This is a genomic window from Flavihumibacter stibioxidans (genome assembly GCF_014332695.1).
Classification (GTDB): Bacteria; Bacteroidota; Bacteroidia; order Chitinophagales; family Chitinophagaceae; genus Flavihumibacter; species Flavihumibacter stibioxidans.
Genome location: NZ_MBUA01000001.1, coordinates 293868 through 313511, shown reverse-complemented (window position 1 = coordinate 313511; position 19644 = coordinate 293868). Strand labels below are relative to the sequence as shown.

Genomic DNA, 19644 nt, shown 5'->3' with positions numbered 1-19644 from the left:
ATGAAACTGTTCAGAAATTTTATGATGGCAACCCTGCTGGTATTTGCAGCGGTTACTGCCCATGCACAAACGAAAGCAAACTGGAAGGAGATGCACGATTTCCATGGTGTGATGAGTAAGACCTTCCATCCCGCAGAAGAGAATAATTTGAAACCATTGAAGGAAAATTCAGGGGAACTGCTAAGCCTTGCGAAAGCATGGCAGCAGTCTAAAGTGCCCCAGGGTTATAACCAGCAAATTACTGCGCCCATACTGGATAAACTTGTAAGGCAGATTGAAAAAATCGGCGAGGCTGTAAAAACCGGTAAACCCGAAGCAGACCTGAAAAAAATGATCACTGATGCCCATGATATCTTCCATGAGCTGATGGAAAAGTGCAGGAAGTAGAATTCACCCGACGGGTGGGGAAAAGCGAGGGCGCTGCCGAATTGGCAGCGCCCTCGCTTTTGGGCTGGATCATCAAAATCTCGGTTTTGCGATCCTGTTTCGGAAATCTTAGTATGTCAGCAGTGATGTCAGTGTTCTTGCAGTTGCTCCTGAAGTCGCGTTGTAATTACCACGGAAGATGAGGGTATAGGACCTTCTCCTGGAAGCGATAAAGTTATTCAGGGTGGCAACATTGTCAGTAGTACCGGTAGCCCTTACATACAGTGTATCAGACTGTACGGAGGCATAGGGAATAAAGCTGGTGGCGCTCAGCGGACTGACATTGGTGAAGATGTTCTGGTTGGCTTTCTTGGAATAGATGTCAATATTGGGAACATCAGTCCTGCTGAATGGCAGGTTTACAAAGCGAAGGCGGGCTGATGTATCAGCCGGCACTTCGATCACATCTTCTACTGCCAGGTACTTAACGGAAGTAAGGGTGTCGTAGGTGAATATGGTATACCTCTTTCCTGCATCGAAATTGGCAGAAACCGTTACCTGGTTTTGGGTGGCGCCGGTGGTCGTGTCTTTGATCAGCAGGTTCTGTTGGCCGGAATTCACCGTACCATAAAAGCCTGCACTGGAAGGGAACACACCGCCATAGGCCACGGCTGCTCCGGTTAAGGGAACATCCCCCTGGTAGAGGTAATTTTTTGTGGTACTCAGGGCTGCATTATAAAACCTGATAAAGGCTTTGTTGGCAAGTTCGAAATTTTCGGCCGCCAGGGGTTTAAATGTTTCCCGCTTACAGCCTGTGATCAGCAGGGCAGCCAAAACTGCCACTGCTGAAAAACCGGTGATATATTTTTTTGTCATATTATATGCATTTAAATGGGGGATTATTGTGGTATGGTGAACCACTGCTCCTTTGTATGGTAATCAAGTTCAAGTGCACCTATGCGCTGCAGTTCATCCACATTGTAGATGTATTCCGAGTTATAACGCGGACGTGCACGGTAAACCAGTTTTCCGTTGTTGTTAACAAACAGGTCAATTCCGGAAGGAACAGTCAGGTCAGCATATACCTGTGTGCCGGTTACCGGATCATTGTCGATATAATGATAGCGACGCATATCAACCCAGGTTTCCATAAATCCATAACCATATAGGGCAATGTATTTCTGCAGCATAATGTGCGACAGGGTCAGGTCTTCAGCAGCCGGAACAACAACCGGATTGGCCAGGAACTCGTTCTTGCTGGTTTCGGTAATTTCCTTGCCGGCGGGAATGGCCTGCGGGTAGTTATCGCGCAGCATATCAATGCTCAGTTCTATACCCTGGCGATAGGCTTGTAGAGCTTCTGTTTTACTTCCTTTGCGCAGGAGGGCTTCAGCCTTTATGAACTTGATTTCGCTTGCGGTAATGATGGGGAAGGGGCTGCCATTCTTGAATAAATAGCGGGCAGAAGCATCGCTGGAAGGAGCTGCGGTTACTGCGAATCCGCTACCCCAAAATCCAAAGGGCAGGTTTTTCGCAGGCAATCCGCTGCTGCCCTTGTTGGGAACGATTCCGGTAATTTCCCCGGTAGAATCTTCCCTCAGGAGGTAATGCGCCCTTGGATCGTATGCTCCGGTGAACATACTGTTCTTCCCGGTTACAAGGTTGGCAGCAAATGCAGTCTGCCGGAGTGTTCCCACATTTGACCTGATCGGACCAAAGAAATTGGAAGTACCTGCAATGCCTGTATTGGCAAATTTTGCCACTGCGTTTTCCGCATTGGTATTCATGGCCAGGTCGCAATACTTCACCACGCTGTCTGCATTATAGCTTGACTTGTTAGTCAGGTGGTTAAATGAGCGGGCAATAACTGCATAGGCAAACTTCTTCCATTTGTTAACATCGCCGCCGTTGAAAAAAGCATCGGCGATAGCTAAATTGCCTTTGCCAACATTTCCATCGGTTCGCTCCAGGTAGGTAACAGCCTGCCTGGCAATGCTGCGTACCGTATCATAAATAAGGGGTTGTTCATCATAATTAAATGTAAGCTTGCTGGTATTGAAGGCATCTCTGACGGGGGCCTCACCATACATATTGGTAAGGGTCAGCATGCTCCAGGCCCTGATGGCCAGTCCAACCCCAACATAATCCCATTTTTCTTCTTCAGTTCCCCATTCAATTATCTTGTTCAGGTTTTGTCCCATTCCATAATAATGCATGGCCCAAACAGAACCCAGCAGGTCACTGGCACCTGTTACACCACCCATCTGGTCATATTGGCTGCCGGAAGTATTGGTTGCCCAGAACTGCACGTAGCGGCCCACATAAAGACCATCATATGCAGTACCATAAGACGACCCTGCAGCAGAAGAACTGCCTACAAAGTTGCCGATAACACCTGGTAATATCTGTTCAATCGGTACCCTTACAGATGCATTGGGGTTTAGGAATGCTTCGTCAATTTTTTTCGAACATCCACCCAGCAGCAATGAGGCAGTGGCTGCCAGCAAGAATGTGTATGTGTTTATTAAACGCTTCATAAGTTCAACTTTTTTAGTCATTAAAAACCAACCCTGAATCCAATGTTTACGCTGATCGGCGGAGGAAGTGTTCCATAGTCAAAACCAAATCCGCCCACGCCGCGGCTTCCTGCAGTGTTACCACTTACGGAAGGATCACCGTCGGAATAATTGGTAAACAATAACAAGTCATTACCGGTTACAAATGCACTGATGGTTTTCACGGATTTCAATTTACTGTAGATGCGCCTGGGGAAGACATAGCTTAGAGTTACGTCGCGAAGTCTCAGCCAGTTAACATCCTTCTCCATGAAAGCTTCTTCCGGCATGGATGTGGATGTATAATAGGCATCGTTGTATGCAGGAATAACGGAAATGGTGTTTGGTGTTGGATTTTCTGTGTCCTGCAAGCCGTCATTCAAAACGCCTTCAATTATGCGGGGGGTATACCTGTCGGCAGTAACCATGCTTTTACCAATTGAAGTGAGGTACATTTTGGTGGCATTAAAGATATCGCCACCGACTTTCAGGTCGAACAGGATTTTCAATTCCAGGTTACCGTATGTAAAGCGGTTGTTAATACCTAAAGTGAAATCCGGGTTACGATCGCCCCTAACCAGGAAGGTCGGGTCGTTAACAGGCAAACCAGTCAGCGGGTTAATCAGAATCTGTCCGGCATTGTTCCTCTTGTACCCGTAGGAAGTGATGGACGTGGTCGGACCATTCATCACCAGTCCGCCTCTTGCGTTACCATACAACCAGGTATCGGAAATATAAAATTCTTTCACCATGGCAGGCATTTTCACCACCTTATTGTACATCTTGTTGAAGTTCAGCATCAGGTTCCATCCGAATTTGCTGCTTTTCACCACATTCGCATCGAGCATGATTTCAATACCCTGGTTGCGTGTGCTGGCGGCATTTTGTGTGTTCAGTACGAAACCGGTTCCATAACTGAGGCGGAAGTTTTCAACGATCTGTCCCTTGTTCAGGGTATTGTAATAAGTACCTTCCAGTGTGATGCGGTTATTCCACAGTTTGAATTCTGATCCGATTTCAAATGTGCTTTGTGTTTCCGGCTTCAGGTCGGGGTTGGCATTGGTAAATCCATACGAGTAACCGCCGCCGCTTGCAAAGTTGTTTACGAAAACCGACTGGGTGGAATAAGGCGTGTTCAGTCTTGCCGTGCTGGCTACGGATCCCCTTAATTTAAAGTAATTCATGACTGGCCCCTGCTTCAGAACGGGGAAGATATCAGACATGATCAAACTAAGGCTGACACCGGGATAATTATAGTTCCTGTTCTTTTTAGGCAGCGTGGAAGCTGTTTCAAAGCGATGGGTATAGTTCAGGAAGGCGAGGTTTTTATACCCTACCGACACTTCACCAAAATAAGCCAGCTGACGAAGGATCTGCTGGTTGTATTTGCCAAAATTATTCTGCAGCAGGCGGGTCCGGGTTGTCGGATTCGTTGCGTTGGAATCAGATGGCAAACCAATCAGTTCATTATAATTGGCATCGGTTATAATGGTACCACCTTTATACATGATACCATTCACAATGGAATCAACCAGGCGGCTGCCGGCAACGGCAAACATACGGGTTTGATAATCCTGCCACATGGTACCTGCCATGGCCCGCAGGGTAAAGTCACCGACTTTTTTCCTCGCAGTTGCAGTGATGGTATGGTTGTATCCTTCATAACGGCGATAGAAGTTATCCTGGTTTCCACGCGTTGCAGCGGAGAGGAAATAGGACAGGGGATGGTAACGGGTATAACCTTCTGTCTTATAGGTGTCATAACCGAAACGGCCGGAAACGCTCAGCCAGTCAAAGGGATTATAGTTAATACCCATGGTGGCGGTGAGTCGGTCTGTTACGTCGCGGCTGTTGTTCTTATACACGTTAAAGAAAGGGTTGTCAATTTCACCGGTACCGGCAATGGTTGCCAGCAGCGGCAGCTTATTCCCATCTTCATCCTGGTATCTGTTGATATCATTGGTAACAGGCCATGCATATAAACTCAACAGGTAACCGCCGGCACTTCTCAACACCTTGTCGTTCTCGGAACGGGCATAGGCAAGTGATGGAATGAGTTCTATCTTCTTGCCGATCTTGGTGGTATTTGAAATGCGCAGGTTATAACGTTTGAAATCGTTGGCCGGCACTACACCATTCTGGTTGAAATAGGAACCTGAAACCCGGAAGATGGATTTGCCATAGCCGAAATCAGCACCCAGGTTGTGGGTTTGCGAAAATCCGGTCCGGAAGAAATTGCCGATGTTGTCATACCGGGGCGCATCTTCTGCATATTTTGGTCCGAAATACCTTAAAATGGCGGAAGGCGCACCATTGGTACCATTCGAATACTCATTATAGGTATCCTGCAAACGGGTCACCTTACTCATCCGGAAAGAGTTGTCATACTGTACAGCCAGTTCATTAGTCTTGGCTTTTTTCGTAGTTATGATCACCGCGCCGGAACTGGCCTGGCTTCCGTAAAGCGCTGTAGCTTCCGGTCCTTTGAGTACGGTAATGTTTTCAATATCATTTGGGTTGATATCTGAAATTCGGTTGGCATAGTCGTTGTTTCTGTTGGGACGGTCAGATGCCAGACCGATACCACTGCCACCACCACTGTTCTCATCAATGGTGTTGTTGTCGATGATCACCCCATCCACCACAAAGAGCGGCTGGTTGTTCAGCGAGAGGGAGTTGAATCCGCGTAAAACGATCTGTGAAGAGGCACCTGCGATTCCGGAGGTCTGGTTGATGGTCAGACCTGCCACGCGACCCTGCAGACTGTTCACGAAGTTTTCGCGCTGGGTTTGCTGGATCTCGGCACCCTTTACAGACTGGGTGGAATAACCCAGTTCGCGGGGCTTTCTCTTAATGTCCATGGCTACCACCACTTCTTCCATCGCGTCTTCCTCCTGGGCGAGACTTATGTTGAAGCTGGTGCCATCGGCTACCCTGATTTCCATCGAAGTGTATCCAATGTAGGAAATCGACAGGACATCACCATTCTGAGCGGAGATGGTGAAGCGCCCGTTCTCATCCGTACTGGTGGAACGGGTTGTGCCCTTAACGTTTACAGTGGCGCCAACCAATGGGCCACCTGAAGACTGAACAGTTCCCGTGATGGACCTTTGCTGGGCCCAGGCGAAAACTGCCATACAACTTAGAATTAAGGCAAATAAGGCCTTTGTTACTTTACTCATAGCAGCTGTTTAGCGATTAAAAAGAAAAAAATTATCAGAGTACCTCCAGACCAGTATCAGCATATTGCTTCAGCATCGGGTCAGAAGGCGATCGTTCCGTTATTAAAGTATTAACCTTGTCAATATCACATATGTGCAAGGGCTGGCAGGTGTTTATCTTTTCAGAAATGGTCAGGCATACCACTTTGTTGGCAGCTTCGATCATTGCCCGCTTGACCATTACCACATCCCAGTCATTGTCAGTAACGCCATGTTTGATGTCAATGGCATTGATACCAAGGAAACAGATATCCGCCTTGATCCTTTTGATCTGGTTAATGGCTTCTGCGCCTACAGTAATCCGGGAATTCTTCGAAACCTTATCACCGATGACTATTACTTCTATGTTAGGATGATTGGTGTATTCCATGATGGCAGGAATACTTCCTGAAATGAAAGTGGCTTTCAAACCCGGAGGCAGGGCCCTCGCCATTTCAAGAATGGTTGTTCCACCGCTGGTAAGAATGAACATGCCGTCCTGGATCAGGCTGGCAGCCTTCTGGGCAATCTGTTGCTTGTTTTCACGGGAGTAGATCTGGGCCGGAGAAAAATTTACCTGGCTGAAAGAATGTGATAATGCACCGCCATGCACCTTGATTAGTTTTTGCTGGTCGGCCAATTCCTGTAAATCTCTCCTGATGGTGTCTTCAGAGACATTTATTTCCTGGCAAAGCTGGGCAGATAAGACCTTATTATGCAGGTTGACCTGGTGCAGAATAAAGGCCTGGCGCTCTCGTTTAAGCATGTTTCGTTTTTGTCTATGTTAAAGTAAAGCAAAAACTGCAAAAACAGGCAAAAAATAATATTAAAACGGCAAAAAAATGTGGAAAAATGGCATTAACAAACAATAAACGGTCGTAACTAGCTTATTTTACCCGTTTACCTGAAAGCGAAAGCAGGATTAATCCCGCAAAAACTGACACAACTGCGCCAATAAGGATGGCCAATTTTGCAATATTCTGCGGTTCCGGGTCCTTAAATGCCAGCATGGTGATGAAAATCGACATGGTAAAACCAATTCCGGCCAGTGCGCCCATGCCGATCAGCTGGGTCCAGTTGGTTCCCGAAGGTCTTTCACCCAGCCCGCTTTTAATGGTAATCCAGGATGCCAGGGTGATGCCAATCGGCTTTCCCAGTACCAATCCGGCCAATACCCCCCAGCTTAGACTGGTAGTGAGTGCTTCTCCGAAGTTCCCGGGAATTTCTATGGCCGTATTGGCGAGTGCAAAGAGTGGCAGGATGATAAAGTTTACGGGATCATGCAGGGTATGTTCATAATCGCTGAGTTTGTCCAGGGGAACCAGGAAGGCAATAAGCACACCTGCGATGGTGGCATGGATGCCTGAATTGAAAATAAAATACCATAATAACAGACCACCCAGCAATGTAATAAACCAATGATGCTTTTTGATCCTGTTCAGGAGGTGCAGGATGGTCAGTATTAAGGCTCCGCCCAGCAGCCAGTACCAGCTTATATCACCACCATAAAATATGGCGATCACCAGGATGGCGCCCAGGTCGTCAATAATGGCCAGGGCCATGAGGAATATCTTCAGTGATACCGGAACCCTTGAACCCAGCAGTGATGCTACTCCCAGTGAAAAGGCGATGTCAGTGGCCATTGGTATGCCCCAGCCGGAATGATAGTCGGTGTTGGCGTTGAATAGGGCGTAGATCCCGGCCGGCACCAGCATGCCTCCGATGGCTGCCGCAATGGGCAGGGTCGCTTTCCTGAGGGAGGAGAGTTCCCCGATGATCAGTTCCCGCTTGATTTCCATTCCAACCAGGAAAAAGAAAACGGCCATCAGTCCGTCGTTGATCCAGTGCAGAAAGGAGTGGGGAAGGTGCAGCCAGCTGACCAGGTGTGCTTCCTTTTCATAAAAATGCACATACCCGTCTTTCCACTGGCTGTTGGCCAGCAAAAGGGAAAGAATGGTGCAGGCCAGGAGGGTGATTCCCACTGCCCGGCTGTCCTTGATGAATTCCTGAATGGGACTGATAAACTGGTTCTTAATGATCTGCCGGATGCGGGGTAATGCTGACATAACTATTCTGGTTCTATCGGGTCCTCAAAAAGTTCAAATTTAGTTTTTGGCCGCCTTTTATCCAACCATTTAAATCCCCGCAACCGCATTTCTCCATGGTTTACCTGGCGGAACGGATACATGGTACCTTCCACGGTACTCCTGAATACCACCCGGCTGAGTTCCTGGTTTTTGAAGAACATATCAATGATGTCGGCCGTGGAGCGGTTTACCCCCGCATAGGCGCTGTCCTCGTCCTGGGCGTAATAAATGCTTTCCGCGGAACCTTTGGCCCGCATAAAATCGATATTGCCTTCAATGAAATACCCATGGATGGTATTGCCTTTTAGCTGGTTGTAAAAATCCTCGGCGGTCCGGTTGATCACCAGGGCATTGTCAAATACCTGGATCCTTTCCGGTTGTTTGTTTTTGGTGAAAAGGTACATGGTATCCCCTGTTACCTGGCTTCCGCTGGCCCATGCAATGGGATTGTTGAACATCCTAAACACCGAATCCACCCCCGAATAAAACAGACTGTCGCAAACCGCCTGCAGGGAATCCGAAAAAATCCGCACCCGGTGAAAGGCCTGGAAATAACGGTTTCGGTTAGTGGTGTCCGTGGCATCGATCACGGTGGCTGCAATAATGGTGTCTTTGGCCAGGCTGTCTTTCCGCAGACTGTCTTTTGCGATGGCTTCTTCAGGCAGTTTGTCCAAAGGCTGTTCGGCTACTGGCAGCTTGGCCGGCTTTAACTGGTCGCGCCGGATCTCCGGGCCGCCCGGTGCAGCAACTTTCAGGAATGTTTTTTCATATCCCGCCATGTCTGTCAGTCTGCCTGAAAAAAGGGTGTCAGCTGTTACATAAATGGAGTCTTCCTTCTGTTTGATGATCATCAGCGGGCGCTGGGTGGCCAGCATCGAATTGTTCTTCTTGCTGGCGCGTAGGTCATTAGCCAGGATGGAAATACCCTGTGCGGTATCGCGGAAAACGGCGTTTCCACGGGCGTAGCTTTCACCACTCACATCATCAAACCCCACATCCTCACCGGTGATAAATGTGCTGCCGTCCTTGATCAGCGGTCGTTTGCCGAATTTTGCCTGCTTATTCTTCAGGTCATAATAACCCTCCGAGGTAACAATATCCCGCCGGCCCGAATCCGCCCTGATATGTGTGCTGGTGATAAAGGTCGCGATCCTGGTGTCTGTATTGAAAAGCAGCGAATCTGTATCCAGGTCATATTGCGGGTCCTTCATCCGCACTTCATTCTTGAAATACACATCTTTCATGTCGCCATAATAGATGGCTTCCCTGCTGGTGAGAACGGTTTTGTCACTGACTACTTTACCTCCGTTGGTATAGATGCCGATCTTCAGGTCGGTATCGTATTCCAGGTCATTGGTGGTGAGCACACCTTTTCCGTCCGTCAGCTTAACATTTTTTTTGAGGTAGGCTTTTTTCTTGTTGGAATAATAGATCAGGTATTGAGAATAGGTGTGGATGCTGTCGGCATCATTGATGTGCACATTGCCGAAGGCTTCCACGATCCCGTTTTTCTGGTCCAGCACGGCGCTGTCGCAGTAGAATTTAGTGGTACCCTGCTCCAGGAATACATTTCCCGCCAGCATCTGCAGCTCGGTTGCCGAATCTTTTTTTTCATACCGGAACCTGTCTGTCTTTTTTACAAACACCAGGTCGGTGGTATCAGTGGGTGCCAGCACCGCCACCTGCGCTGCAGCCCGCATGGGAAGCCATCCCGCCAACAGGCTTAACACCAGCCATCTGATGATCCTCATTGCTTATTGATTGGAAGTATTAACGGTAGAATCGTTCAGTGGCGCAGTTAACGGTTTGTCCTTGTCTTTTTTGCCGAATACCGAAATGCTGATGTAACGTTTGGGGTGCACCCGCAGATCATCCATCAAAATATTCAGACTGCGGGATGTATTTTCAAGATTGTTATAGAGTTTTTTATCGTTCAGTAACAATCCCAATGAGCCATCCCTGCCATTTGCTTTCTCGAGTACGCCATTCAGTCCCTGTATGGTCTTCTGCAGGTCGGCGATGGTTTCTTCCAGTTTGGCGTTGGCCAGCTGGCTGGTAGTTTTTTCCAGGTTACCCAGCGTATTGGTAATCTTTTCATTATTGCCTGCCAGGTTGCCGGTTACACTTTCCATATTGCCCAGGGTCTTGTTCAGCGAACTGTTCTGGGCCGCGATCAGATGATTGAGTGAGGAAGATGCAGCGGAGAGATTGGCTACGATTTTATGAAAATTGTTTTTGGTGGCAGGATCAAAATAGGCGCCTGCTACCTGGATCAGTGAATCCAGGGAAACCAGTGTGCCATCGAGTGATTTCAGGGCAGGACTAACACCCGCGCCGAGTTCATCCATGAGTCCCACTTTGATTTTACTTCCCAGTGTATCGCCGGTTTTTAAATATTGGGAAGAATTGCCGGGTTCCACCACCAGTGATGAAACACCCAACAGATCAGTATTGATATAAGCCAGTGAATTACCCGGGATATCTATTTCGCGGCTGAGGTTGATCCTTACCACAATACCATCATTGATATTGCGCGATTTTTCTTCGATGGCCGTAACCATACCAACCTGCAGACCGTTCAGGAATACCGGGCTCGAATTGGCCAGTCCGGTTACCTTGGGGAACACTGCATAGATATCGTCGTTTTTCTTGAATAGATTTTTCCCCTTCAGAAAATTGAAGCCAAGTATCATTAATGTAATGGCTACTACAGCCAGGATGCCGATCTTGGTTTCATTAGAAATTTTCATGCGAAATAGTTGGTATCAAATGTATAAAATTATTTGCCGGCAGCCGGCCTGGAACTGTGTCGGGGATTTTCCAACTCATCCTTGTACCTTTTGAAAGCAGTGAGAATATTATTCACCACTTCTGCCTGGCCTTCATCACTTGCGAGGTATTCTTCCTCTTCTTTATTGGTAATGAAACCGGTTTCTATCAGGATACTCGGCATACCGGTGGCCTGCAGCACCCAGATGCCCTTGTGGTTCCTTTGTTTTACCCCGTAACTTTTGCGTCCGGCATTGGAAAATTCCTCCTCGACCATCTGTGCCAGCAGGGCCGAATTACGGAAGAAATACTTGGTGTACAACTGCGCCCTGATTTTAGCCTCGGGCGAGTTAAGGTCCAGTACGTTGTTGGGGTCATCCACCGGTTCGTCTTCACCGCCTTCTTCTTCATCGAGTATAATGTTCTCACTTTTCGCTCCGCTTCTGTCGGCTGCCCAGATATAGGTTTCCGTGCCTACACGGGTATTCTTCACGTAATAGGATTCATAAATGGGCTGCTTGATTAGTTTTTTCCTTCTGCGTTTACCCGTACCCGTGTACACCACTTTGTTCTTGTAGCCCACAATTTTTTTCTGGTACCAGCCACCGGCTTTCTGTCCTGTGGCGTTCAGGTGAATGCTGATGAAAAGGTCTCCCTTGGCTTCATTGGCCATCTCGGCCCTGACGCGGTTGGCCACGTTGGGATCAGACACTCCCTTGGGGAGATTATTATCGGTCCTTGTATAGATAAACCTTGTCTCCGGGTAAGCTTTTTCCAGTTCCCTGCCCAGTTTCAGGGCAATGGACAATGCCAGTTCTGCTTCGGTGGAAACCAGTCCTCTTGCTCCCGGATCACGGCCTCCATGTCCTGCATCAATGATCACTGTGCGCAAAGCGTTTTTACTTCCCTGTGCTACGAGGGATTGTGAAAATATTAGCAAACACGCCGCAGCTAGTGATAGTGATAATAAGGTCTTGATCTTTTTCATCATAAGATATACTTTGATTAATGGGTACCGAATCACTATTTTTGCCCCCATTCAATAATATGAATAACGGCGGCAAATTTAGTTTAAAATACACTTCGATTGGGCTTTTTACGCTGCTACTTTGCACTTTAACGCTCTTCGCATCAGCGAATTATCATAAATCGACTGATTTTTACAAGCACTTAACACAGGTAAGGCCCGATACCCTGCCCCTTAAAAAGGATACCCTGCCTGGAAAGCAGGCTGATTCAGCATCCCGAAATCTACAGCAGGTTGATACATTAAATGTTAAAATTTCTGCAGATTCGCTTGATGCCCCCGTTAATTATGCAGCCTCCGACTCCATGGTGCTTGATGTGGCTACTAAAAAAATAACCCTTTACAGCAAGGCTTCCACGAAATACAAGGACCTGGACCTCACTGCCTATAAAATTGAACTGGACCAGCCCACCCAGATAGTGGTGGCGACCTACCTGATCGATTCTGTGGGTGAGAAGCAGGGCAAACCCCATTTTGTGCAGGGAGAAAGCAATATGGATGCCGACTCCATCATATATAATTTCAAAACCCAGAAGGGTATCACCAAAAGTACGTTTACACAACAGGGTGAGATGTTCGTTTACGGGGAGCGCATTAAAAAAGTGAATATATCAGATTTCTTCGCGCTTGACGGGCGATTCACCACCTGTAACCTCGATACTCCGCACTTTGCCTTCCGCACCAAAAGAATGAAACTGGTCAACCAGAAACTCGCCGTCAGTGGCCCCATCCACCCCGAGTTTGAAGGAGTGCCGGTTCCCATTTATATTCCATTTGGTTTTTTCCCGCTTTCCCAGGGACGCCATTCCGGCATCCTGCCTCCGCAGTTTACAGCCAATGCACAGTTCGGCCTTGGTTTGGAGGGGCTTGGTTATTATAAGGTAATCGGTGAAAAGTTTGATGTCATGCTGCGTACGGATGTGTATTCTTACGGGGGATGGCGGGCCGTGCTGACACCCACTTACCGGAAACGCTACCGGTACTCGGGGCGGTTGAACCTGGCTTATCAGAATACAAGGATACTGAGCAATGACCCGAAAAAAGAATTTGATGTCAACCGCAGTTTCAATATCCAGTGGAGTCATGTGGCTGATGCGAAAGCCAGACCCGGTACCAGCTTCCAGGCCAGCGTGAACGCGGGTTCCACCCAATACAACCAGTTTGTGGGCATCAACCCGACCATCAATTTCCAGAACCAGTTGTATTCTTCCATCTCCTACAGCAAGAACTGGGATAACAAATACAACCTCACGCTCAGCATGGGGCACGATCAGAACAGCCGTACCCGCCAGATCAATGTGCGACTGCCAGACGGGTCCTTCACGGTGAACAACTTTTATCCCTTCCAGCCAAATGATTTTGTGGGTGAAGCCAAGTGGTATGAGAAGCTTGGCCTCGGACTCAATACACAATTCAGGAACCAGGTTTCTTTTTACGACAGTGCATTTTCCTTCAAGCAACTGGTGGACACCATGCAGTGGGGTGCCCAGCACAATATTCCAATAACCCTGGCCCTGCCTTCACTGGGACCGATTCAGGTTTCCCCCGGGGTGAGTTATACCGAAAGATGGTATGCACAACAATTCACCCGCAGGTGGAACGGTTCTAAAATTGACACCACCATCGACAGGGGCTTTTTTGCAGCAAGAGATGTATCCTTCAGCATGAGCCTGAACACGGCCATTTTCGGAACCTTCAATAAGTTTGGCAAGAACAGCAGTGTACGGGCAATCCGCCACGTGATCAGGCCATCCATCAGTGCCAGTTACAAGCCTGATATGAATGGCAAGGATTATTATTCCACCCAGGTGGATACCTCAGGCCGCGAAGTGCGCTTTAGCAAATATGACGGGAGCCTCTATGGCGCATTCGGTGCAGGTGAATTCGGCGGGCTCAGTTTCACGCTCGATAATAACCTCGAAATGAAGGTCCGTTCTAAAAAAGACACCACTGAAGGAGGGATCAAAAAAGTGCGGATTCTGGATGGTTTTGGCCTGTCGGGCAGTTATAATTTCCTGGCGGATTCTTTCCAGTTATCGCCCATCAGCCTCTATGTGCGGAGTACCCTTTTTGAGAAAATCAATATTACGGCATCCGCCAGTATGGATCCGTATAAAACCGATAACAAGGGGTACCGGATCAACCAGTATGCCTGGAGTGGGGGCAAATTTTCACCAGGGCGGCTGACTTCAGGCAACATCGCCATTTCAACTTCCTTCAGCAGTAAGCAGAAGGAAAAGCAACCCACTGAACCTACCGACGACCTGGCCAGTGCGGGATTACCGATGACGCTGGAAGAACAACAGGCACAATTGAATTACGTAAGGAATAACCCTGCTGAGTTTGCCGATTTCAATATCCCGTGGTCGGTCAATTTATCCTATTCACTCAGTTTCAGCAGGCTGTTGAAGCGCGACTATTCGGGTTATGAAACCCAGATATCTTCCAGTATCAATGTCAGCGGAGATTTCAACCTTACCCCGAAATGGAAAATGGGTGCCAATACCTATTATGATTTCCGCGGCTCCTCCATCCAGCAACTAACGATGTTCCTTAGCCGCGAACTCCATTGCTGGCAACTTGGCATCAATATCACTCCGGTTGGATTGTATCGCTCGTTTAATATCACCATCAATCCCAAGTCGGGAATCCTGAGGGATTTAAGGATCAACAGGACGAGGTATTTTTATACTCAGTGATTTGCATTCACATAGTGTTGCTTCATACGATCAAAGGAGCGCTGCTTCAGGCTTTCCACAGTATCATCATCCCTTACTTCGATTGCCGGAAGGAAATCGATGCGCAGGGGATGGGGCATCAGGTAAAATGATTTGTGGGCGGGATTGACGATCCTTGTATGGAAGATCACGCCCGGAATGATGGCCTTGCGGGTTGCCAGTGCCAGCTTGAAAGCGCCGTCGTGGAAGGGTTTCAGCGGCTCAGAGGTTTTGTTGCGGGTGCCTTCCGGATAGATGCACATGTGCAGTCCGCTGTCGAGCACAGCCTTCATCTTGGCAAAACTATCTTTTCGGCTTTTATCACTCTGCCTGTCTACCAGCACGCTTCCCAGTTTGTAAATGACCCCAAAGACCGGAATTTTCGCCATTTCCGCTTTGGCGATGGTCTTGTTGCCTCCCGGGATGGCGGGTGAAGATACCGGCACATCCATCAGTGCATTGTGGTTGCAGATGACGATGTAATTCTGTCCGGGTGCGAAATACTGTTTACCGGTAACTTTCAGCGGGCAGCCGATCAGCCTGAGGTAAACGGCCATCCATATGCGCGAATGATAGATAAACCGATGGGTGCGTTTCGGTTCTTCCAGCGGCAGGCAAAGAACGAAAACCGGGATCAGGAAAAAGATCATGGTAATCACAAAAGCAATAATTGCCCAGACTGCCCAAATGGTGCCGAAAATATTTTTAGCCGACTTCATTCTGCAAAATTAGCTCACAAAGACCAATCAATGGGATCTATACCATGCTGCATCAGGTACTCGTTGGTGCGGGAAAAATGTTTGCAGCCGAAAAATCCCTTATCTGCGCTGAAGGGAGAGGGATGCGCCGCTTTTAAAACCAGGTGTTTGGTTTCGTCAATCAGGGCCTGTTTTTCCTGTGCAAACCGCCCCCAGAGCAGGAAAACAATATGTTCTTTTTCATCGCTGATATGCCGGATGACGGCATCAGTAAAGTCCATCCAGCCGATCTTTGAATGACTGGCAGGTTCATTGGCCCTTACTGTCAGCACGGCGTTCAGAAGTAATACGCCCCGTTCTGCCCATTTTTCCAGATTGCCCTGTTTGGGCAGGCGGATACCGATATCGGATGCGATCTCTTTGTAAATATTCACCAGCGATGGAGGAGGCGGTACGCCATCCGGAACAGAAAAACTGAGTCCGTGTGCCTGTCCCGGGTTGTGGTAAGGATCCTGCCCAAGTATCACAACCTTTAGTTTATCAAAGGGGGTTTTATCGAAGGCATGGAAAATATTGGAACCCTGGGGATAGATAATCTTACCCCCCATTTTTTCCATCTTCAGGTGGGTGACCACCTGCTGGAAATAGGCTTTTGAAAACTCCTGTTTGAGTATCGCCTTCCATCCGGCCTCCATTCTTACTTCCATGAAAACTGCATTAATTTTCTGAACATTTGGTCCTTTAGTTGGTAAATCAAGTATATTCCAAGTCTAAAAATATGTAACATGATTGACAACCTGTTAAACCTTGTCAGGGAAAATGCCGGTGAAGCTATTTTCAATAACCCGGATATCCCTAATGATCGAAATGAAGAAGCTGTTCAGGAAACAACTTCTTCACTTGTCAGCGGGCTCCAGGGTATACTTGCCCAGGGTGGTGTGAAAGATTTATTGGGCATGTTCAATTCAGGTGGGGTAGATAATAGCAATCCGGTAGTGCAAAACCTTTCAGGCGGACTGATCGGCAATCTCGTTAACAAATTCGGGCTCGACAGCGGCAAGGCCGGCAGTTTGGTGAGCAGCCTCCTGCCCATGGTATTGAACCAGCTGATCAGCCGTACCAAAAACCCGGCAGATAACGGGTTCAGCCTGGACGGACTCTTTGGCCAGCTCAGCGGCGGACGTACCCAGGGCATGAACATTGAAGCCATTGCCGGAAAACTTGCAGGCGGTGGCATGGATAAGGATGGCGATGGTGATGTTGACCTGCAGGATTTGATGGGCATATTTACCGGTGGCGGTAATTCAGGCAATTCAAACCAGGGTGGCAGTCCGCTGGATGCGCTGAAAGGAATATTCGGAAATTAAATGCTTTCAAAATAAAAAATATGAACATACCCGGGAGCCTCTCCCGGGTTTTTTTTATGTTTTCTTGGCTACAATCAATAACTTAACGAACCTATTATATTTGTTTGCTCAACTTCGTTATGAAACATCTGATAAGCTTTTTGTTTTGCAGCATCCTTACAATCGCCGGATTTGCCCAGGATGCCGGCTGGACTAATTTATTCAATGGCAGGGATTTTACCGGCTGGAAACAACTGAATGGAAAAGCAAAGTACACAATTGAAAACGGCGAAATCGTTGGGACCACTGTGTTTGGTGAGCCCAATTCTTTTATGGCAACAGAAAAGGAATACGGCGATTTTATTCTGGAATTTGAATTCCTGGTAGACAGTACCATGAACTCAGGGGTGCAGTTCAGAAGCCTTTCCTCGCCCGACTACCAGAAGGGCAGGGTGCATGGTTACCAGTATGAGATCGACCCTTCTCCCCGCGCCTGGACAGGAGGGGTATATGATGAAGGCAGGCGCGACTGGCTCTACCAGGGGTATCTTAATCCTGCCTCCCGGAATGGTTTTCGCCAGGGAAACTGGAACAGGGCCCGGATTGAATGTATCGGCAACGACATACGCACATGGGTAAACGAAGTACCCGTGGCACACGTGGTGGATGACATGACTGCAAAAGGGTTCATTGCGCTGCAGGTGCATTCCATTGGTAAAAAGGAAGACGAAGGAAGGCAGATCCGCTGGCGCAATATTCGTATCCAGACCGCCGGACTGAAAGCTTCAGCTCCCGATCAGACATTCGTGGTCAACCTGATCCCAAATGCACTATCACCGGCAGAAAAAAGGAATGGAGTGGAATTACTCTTCGATGGCAGTACCACCAAAGGCTGGCGTGGTGCTTACAAAGACGCTTTTCCTGCCAAAGGCTGGGAGATCAGGGATGGCAACCTCTCCGTACTGCCATCGGGCGGCGGTGAATCCACCAATGGCGGCGATATCATCACTGAAAAAGAATATGGTGCTTTTGTGCTGCAGTTTGAATTCAGGCTTACAAAGGGGGCCAACAGTGGCGTAAAATATTTTGTAACGGAAAAGGAAAACAATACAGGATCGGCCATCGGGCTGGAATACCAGGTGCTGGATGATGAAAACCATCCCGATGCCAAACAGGGTTCCATTGGAAACAGGACACTTGCTGCCCTTTATGACCTGATCCCTGCTGTTAATGAAAGAAGGGCAAGAAAACCAATCGGCGAATGGAACCGGGGTATGATCGTGGTGCATCCTGATAACCGTGTGGAACACTGGCTGAATGGCTGGAAAGTTCTGGAATACCAGCGCGGTACACAATATTTTTATGCCCTGGTGGCAAGGAGCAAATACGAGAAATGGCCTGGCTTTGGCATGGCGCCCAGGGGGCATATCCTGTTTCAGGATCATGGCGACCAGGTTTCTTTCCGCAGCATCAAAATTCAGGAACTCAAATAATATTCATCCAAAGCAAAACTTCAAACATGTCTTCACGCAGGAAATTTATCAGGCAATCCATAAAGGCAGGTGCCGGTATTTACCTTGGTACAATGGGATTGAGCGCTGCCAGTTATGCACGCATCATGGGATCCAACGACCGGGTGCTGATAGGCGCCGTTGGTTTTTCGGACCGCTTCCGCCACTCCCTGCTGCCGGCCTTTCTGAACCACTACAAGGAACTGAATTTTGACATCATTGCGGTGTCTGACATCTGGAAACTGCGCAGGGAAGAAGGCACGGAACTGTTGAAATCGAAATTTGGTCATGATATCAGACCCTGCAATAATAACGACGAGCTATATGCGATAAAAGACATTGATGCGGTGATCATCAGCACGGCCGATTTCCAGCATGCCCTGCACACTATTGAGGCTGTAAAGTCGGGCCGCGATACCTATACGGAAAAGCCCTTCGCGGAAACCATGGATGATAACAATGCGGCCCTGAAGGCGGTAAAAGAAAGTAATCGCATTGTCCAGATTGGTTCACAGCGAAGGAGCGGCCCCAATTATAAAGCTGCTGCCAGTTTCGTGCAACAGGGTAAATTCGGACCCATTACCAGTGTGGAACTAACCTGGAATGTGAACCAGCCCGGCCGCTGGCGCAGACCTGCGCTGGTGGAAAAGATCCGTGAAGAAGATACCGACTGGAAACGCTTCCTGATGAACCGTCCTTTCGAAAAGTGGGACCCCAGGAAATACCTTGAGTATCGTTTGTTCTGGCCCTATTCTTCCGGCATGCCCGGGCAGTGGATGAGCCACCAGATAGATACGGTGCACTGGTTCTCGGGACTGGAGCATCCGAGAAGCGTGGTGGCCAACGGCGGAATTTATATGTGGAAAGACGGCCGTACCAATTGGGATACCACCACTGCTGTATTTGACTACGGTCCTTCTGGCGATCCCACTACCGGCTTCCAGGTAATCTTTTCTTCGCGTATGCATAACGGTGATGAACGACCTGCTGAACTCTACTATTCCAACGGAGGAGAACTGAACCTGATCACCAATAAAATATCGCCGGCAGGCGGACTGAGAAAAAGATTTGCCGATGAAATGAACATGCAGCCCAACCTGCTGCCCGAGATGGACCTGGTGCCCGAAAAAGTGGAAGTAGTAGCTTCTGCCAATACCGGCGGGGATGTTCTAACGAGTGCGCATATGCGCAACTGGATGGAATGTGTACGCAGCCGCCGCCAGCCTAACGCTCCGGTGGAAGCAGGGTACTATCATTCTATCGCCAATATTATGACCAATGCGGCCGTGAGGACTGGCGCCAAAGCTGTTTTTGATGAAAAGACAAAACAGGTGATGGTGAACGGAAAAGTATTCAAATATTAAACCA

General features: G+C 48.3%; 15 protein-coding genes. 5 read left to right on the top strand and 10 right to left on the bottom strand.

Annotation, left to right across the window (positions count from 1 at the left end; translation table 11 throughout):
* Complete coding sequence (locus BC349_RS01300; RefSeq protein ID WP_187254946.1) at window positions 1-387, top strand: hypothetical protein; 387 nt, start codon at window positions 1-3, stop codon at window positions 385-387.
* A gap of 108 nt (window positions 388-495) precedes the next feature.
* Here BC349_RS01300 and BC349_RS01295 read toward each other — a convergent pair whose 3' ends face one another.
* From BC349_RS01295 to BC349_RS01260, 8 genes are all read right to left on the bottom strand, one after another.
* On the bottom strand, window positions 496-1242 hold the full coding sequence (locus BC349_RS01295; protein WP_187254945.1) for a DUF4397 domain-containing protein: 747 nt from the start codon (window positions 1240-1242) through the stop codon (window positions 496-498).
* A 23-nt stretch (window positions 1243-1265) separates the two neighbouring features.
* A complete protein-coding gene (locus BC349_RS01290; protein ID WP_187254944.1) occupies window positions 1266-2903 on the bottom strand; it encodes a SusD/RagB family nutrient-binding outer membrane lipoprotein in 1638 nt (545 codons plus the stop codon).
* 20 nt (window positions 2904-2923) lie between these two features.
* Complete coding sequence (locus BC349_RS01285) at window positions 2924-6103, bottom strand: SusC/RagA family TonB-linked outer membrane protein (RefSeq protein WP_187254943.1); 3180 nt, start codon at window positions 6101-6103, stop codon at window positions 2924-2926.
* Window positions 6104-6137: 34 nt separating this feature from the next.
* Window positions 6138-6887 (bottom strand): DeoR/GlpR family DNA-binding transcription regulator, encoded by a 750-nt coding sequence (locus BC349_RS01280; protein ID WP_187254942.1) that lies wholly within the window; start codon window positions 6885-6887, stop codon window positions 6138-6140.
* Between the two features lie 121 nt (window positions 6888-7008).
* Window positions 7009-8187: a Na+/H+ antiporter NhaA gene (gene nhaA / locus BC349_RS01275; RefSeq protein ID WP_187254941.1), complete on the bottom strand. Its 1179-nt coding sequence runs from the start codon at window positions 8185-8187 to the stop codon at window positions 7009-7011.
* A 2-nt stretch (window positions 8188-8189) separates the two neighbouring features.
* Window positions 8190-9959: an OstA-like protein gene (locus BC349_RS01270; RefSeq protein ID WP_187254940.1), complete on the bottom strand. Its 1770-nt coding sequence runs from the start codon at window positions 9957-9959 to the stop codon at window positions 8190-8192.
* Window positions 9960-9962: 3 nt separating this feature from the next.
* The gene (locus BC349_RS01265; protein ID WP_187254939.1) at window positions 9963-10958 is read right to left on the bottom strand and encodes an MlaD family protein; all 996 of its coding nucleotides are present in this window, start codon (window positions 10956-10958) and stop codon (window positions 9963-9965) included.
* 29 nt (window positions 10959-10987) lie between these two features.
* Entirely contained in the window at window positions 10988-11968 is a 981-nt protein-coding gene (locus tag BC349_RS01260; RefSeq protein ID WP_187254938.1) for an N-acetylmuramoyl-L-alanine amidase family protein, read from the bottom strand.
* A 56-nt stretch (window positions 11969-12024) separates the two neighbouring features.
* Between BC349_RS01260 and BC349_RS01255 the strand changes: the two genes are divergently transcribed.
* Window positions 12025-14703: a putative LPS assembly protein LptD gene (locus tag BC349_RS01255; protein WP_187254937.1), complete on the top strand. Its 2679-nt coding sequence runs from the start codon at window positions 12025-12027 to the stop codon at window positions 14701-14703.
* Here BC349_RS01255 and BC349_RS01250 read toward each other — a convergent pair.
* On the bottom strand, window positions 14697-15440 hold the full coding sequence (locus tag BC349_RS01250; protein WP_187254936.1) for a lysophospholipid acyltransferase family protein: 744 nt from the start codon (window positions 15438-15440) through the stop codon (window positions 14697-14699). The two genes, BC349_RS01255 and BC349_RS01250, sit on opposite strands and share 7 nt — an antisense overlap.
* Before the next feature lie 14 nt (window positions 15441-15454).
* Complete coding sequence (gene ung, locus BC349_RS01245) at window positions 15455-16126, bottom strand: uracil-DNA glycosylase (RefSeq protein WP_187254935.1); 672 nt, start codon at window positions 16124-16126, stop codon at window positions 15455-15457.
* 78 nt (window positions 16127-16204) lie between these two features.
* On the opposite strand from ung, the gene BC349_RS01240 reads away from it, so the two are divergent.
* The 3 genes from BC349_RS01240 to BC349_RS01230 all read left to right on the top strand — a co-directional run bounded on the left by BC349_RS01240 (window position 16205) and on the right by BC349_RS01230 (window position 19640).
* Window positions 16205-16786 (top strand): DUF937 domain-containing protein, encoded by a 582-nt coding sequence (locus BC349_RS01240; RefSeq protein WP_187254934.1) that lies wholly within the window; start codon window positions 16205-16207, stop codon window positions 16784-16786.
* A 119-nt stretch (window positions 16787-16905) separates the two neighbouring features.
* Entirely contained in the window at window positions 16906-18258 is a 1353-nt protein-coding gene (locus BC349_RS01235) for a 3-keto-disaccharide hydrolase (RefSeq protein WP_187254933.1), read from the top strand.
* Between the two features lie 26 nt (window positions 18259-18284).
* Complete coding sequence (locus BC349_RS01230) at window positions 18285-19640, top strand: Gfo/Idh/MocA family protein (RefSeq protein ID WP_187254932.1); 1356 nt, start codon at window positions 18285-18287, stop codon at window positions 19638-19640.
* Window positions 19641-19644 lie beyond the last annotated feature (4 nt).

Excerpts from the sequence above, each read along its gene's own strand:
- BC349_RS01300 (WP_187254946.1), top strand. The coding sequence starts at position 1 with ATGAAACTGTTCAGAAATTTTATGATGGCAACCCTGCTGGTATTTGCA.
- BC349_RS01295 (WP_187254945.1), bottom strand. The coding sequence starts at position 1,242 with ATGACAAAAAAATATATCACCGGTTTTTCAGCAGTGGCAGTTTTGGCT.
- BC349_RS01290 (WP_187254944.1), bottom strand. The coding sequence starts at position 2,903 with ATGAAGCGTTTAATAAACACATACACATTCTTGCTGGCAGCCACTGCC.
- BC349_RS01285 (WP_187254943.1), bottom strand. The coding sequence starts at position 6,103 with ATGAGTAAAGTAACAAAGGCCTTATTTGCCTTAATTCTAAGTTGTATG.
- BC349_RS01280 (WP_187254942.1), bottom strand. The coding sequence starts at position 6,887 with ATGCTTAAACGAGAGCGCCAGGCCTTTATTCTGCACCAGGTCAACCTG.
- nhaA (WP_187254941.1), bottom strand. The coding sequence starts at position 8,187 with ATGTCAGCATTACCCCGCATCCGGCAGATCATTAAGAACCAGTTTATC.
- BC349_RS01270 (WP_187254940.1), bottom strand. The coding sequence starts at position 9,959 with ATGAGGATCATCAGATGGCTGGTGTTAAGCCTGTTGGCGGGATGGCTT.
- BC349_RS01265 (WP_187254939.1), bottom strand. The coding sequence starts at position 10,958 with ATGAAAATTTCTAATGAAACCAAGATCGGCATCCTGGCTGTAGTAGCC.
- BC349_RS01260 (WP_187254938.1), bottom strand. The coding sequence starts at position 11,968 with ATGATGAAAAAGATCAAGACCTTATTATCACTATCACTAGCTGCGGCG.
- BC349_RS01255 (WP_187254937.1), top strand. The coding sequence starts at position 12,025 with ATGAATAACGGCGGCAAATTTAGTTTAAAATACACTTCGATTGGGCTT.
- BC349_RS01250 (WP_187254936.1), bottom strand. The coding sequence starts at position 15,440 with ATGAAGTCGGCTAAAAATATTTTCGGCACCATTTGGGCAGTCTGGGCA.
- ung (WP_187254935.1), bottom strand. The coding sequence starts at position 16,126 with ATGGAAGTAAGAATGGAGGCCGGATGGAAGGCGATACTCAAACAGGAG.
- BC349_RS01240 (WP_187254934.1), top strand. The coding sequence starts at position 16,205 with ATGATTGACAACCTGTTAAACCTTGTCAGGGAAAATGCCGGTGAAGCT.
- BC349_RS01235 (WP_187254933.1), top strand. The coding sequence starts at position 16,906 with ATGAAACATCTGATAAGCTTTTTGTTTTGCAGCATCCTTACAATCGCC.
- BC349_RS01230 (WP_187254932.1), top strand. The coding sequence starts at position 18,285 with ATGTCTTCACGCAGGAAATTTATCAGGCAATCCATAAAGGCAGGTGCC.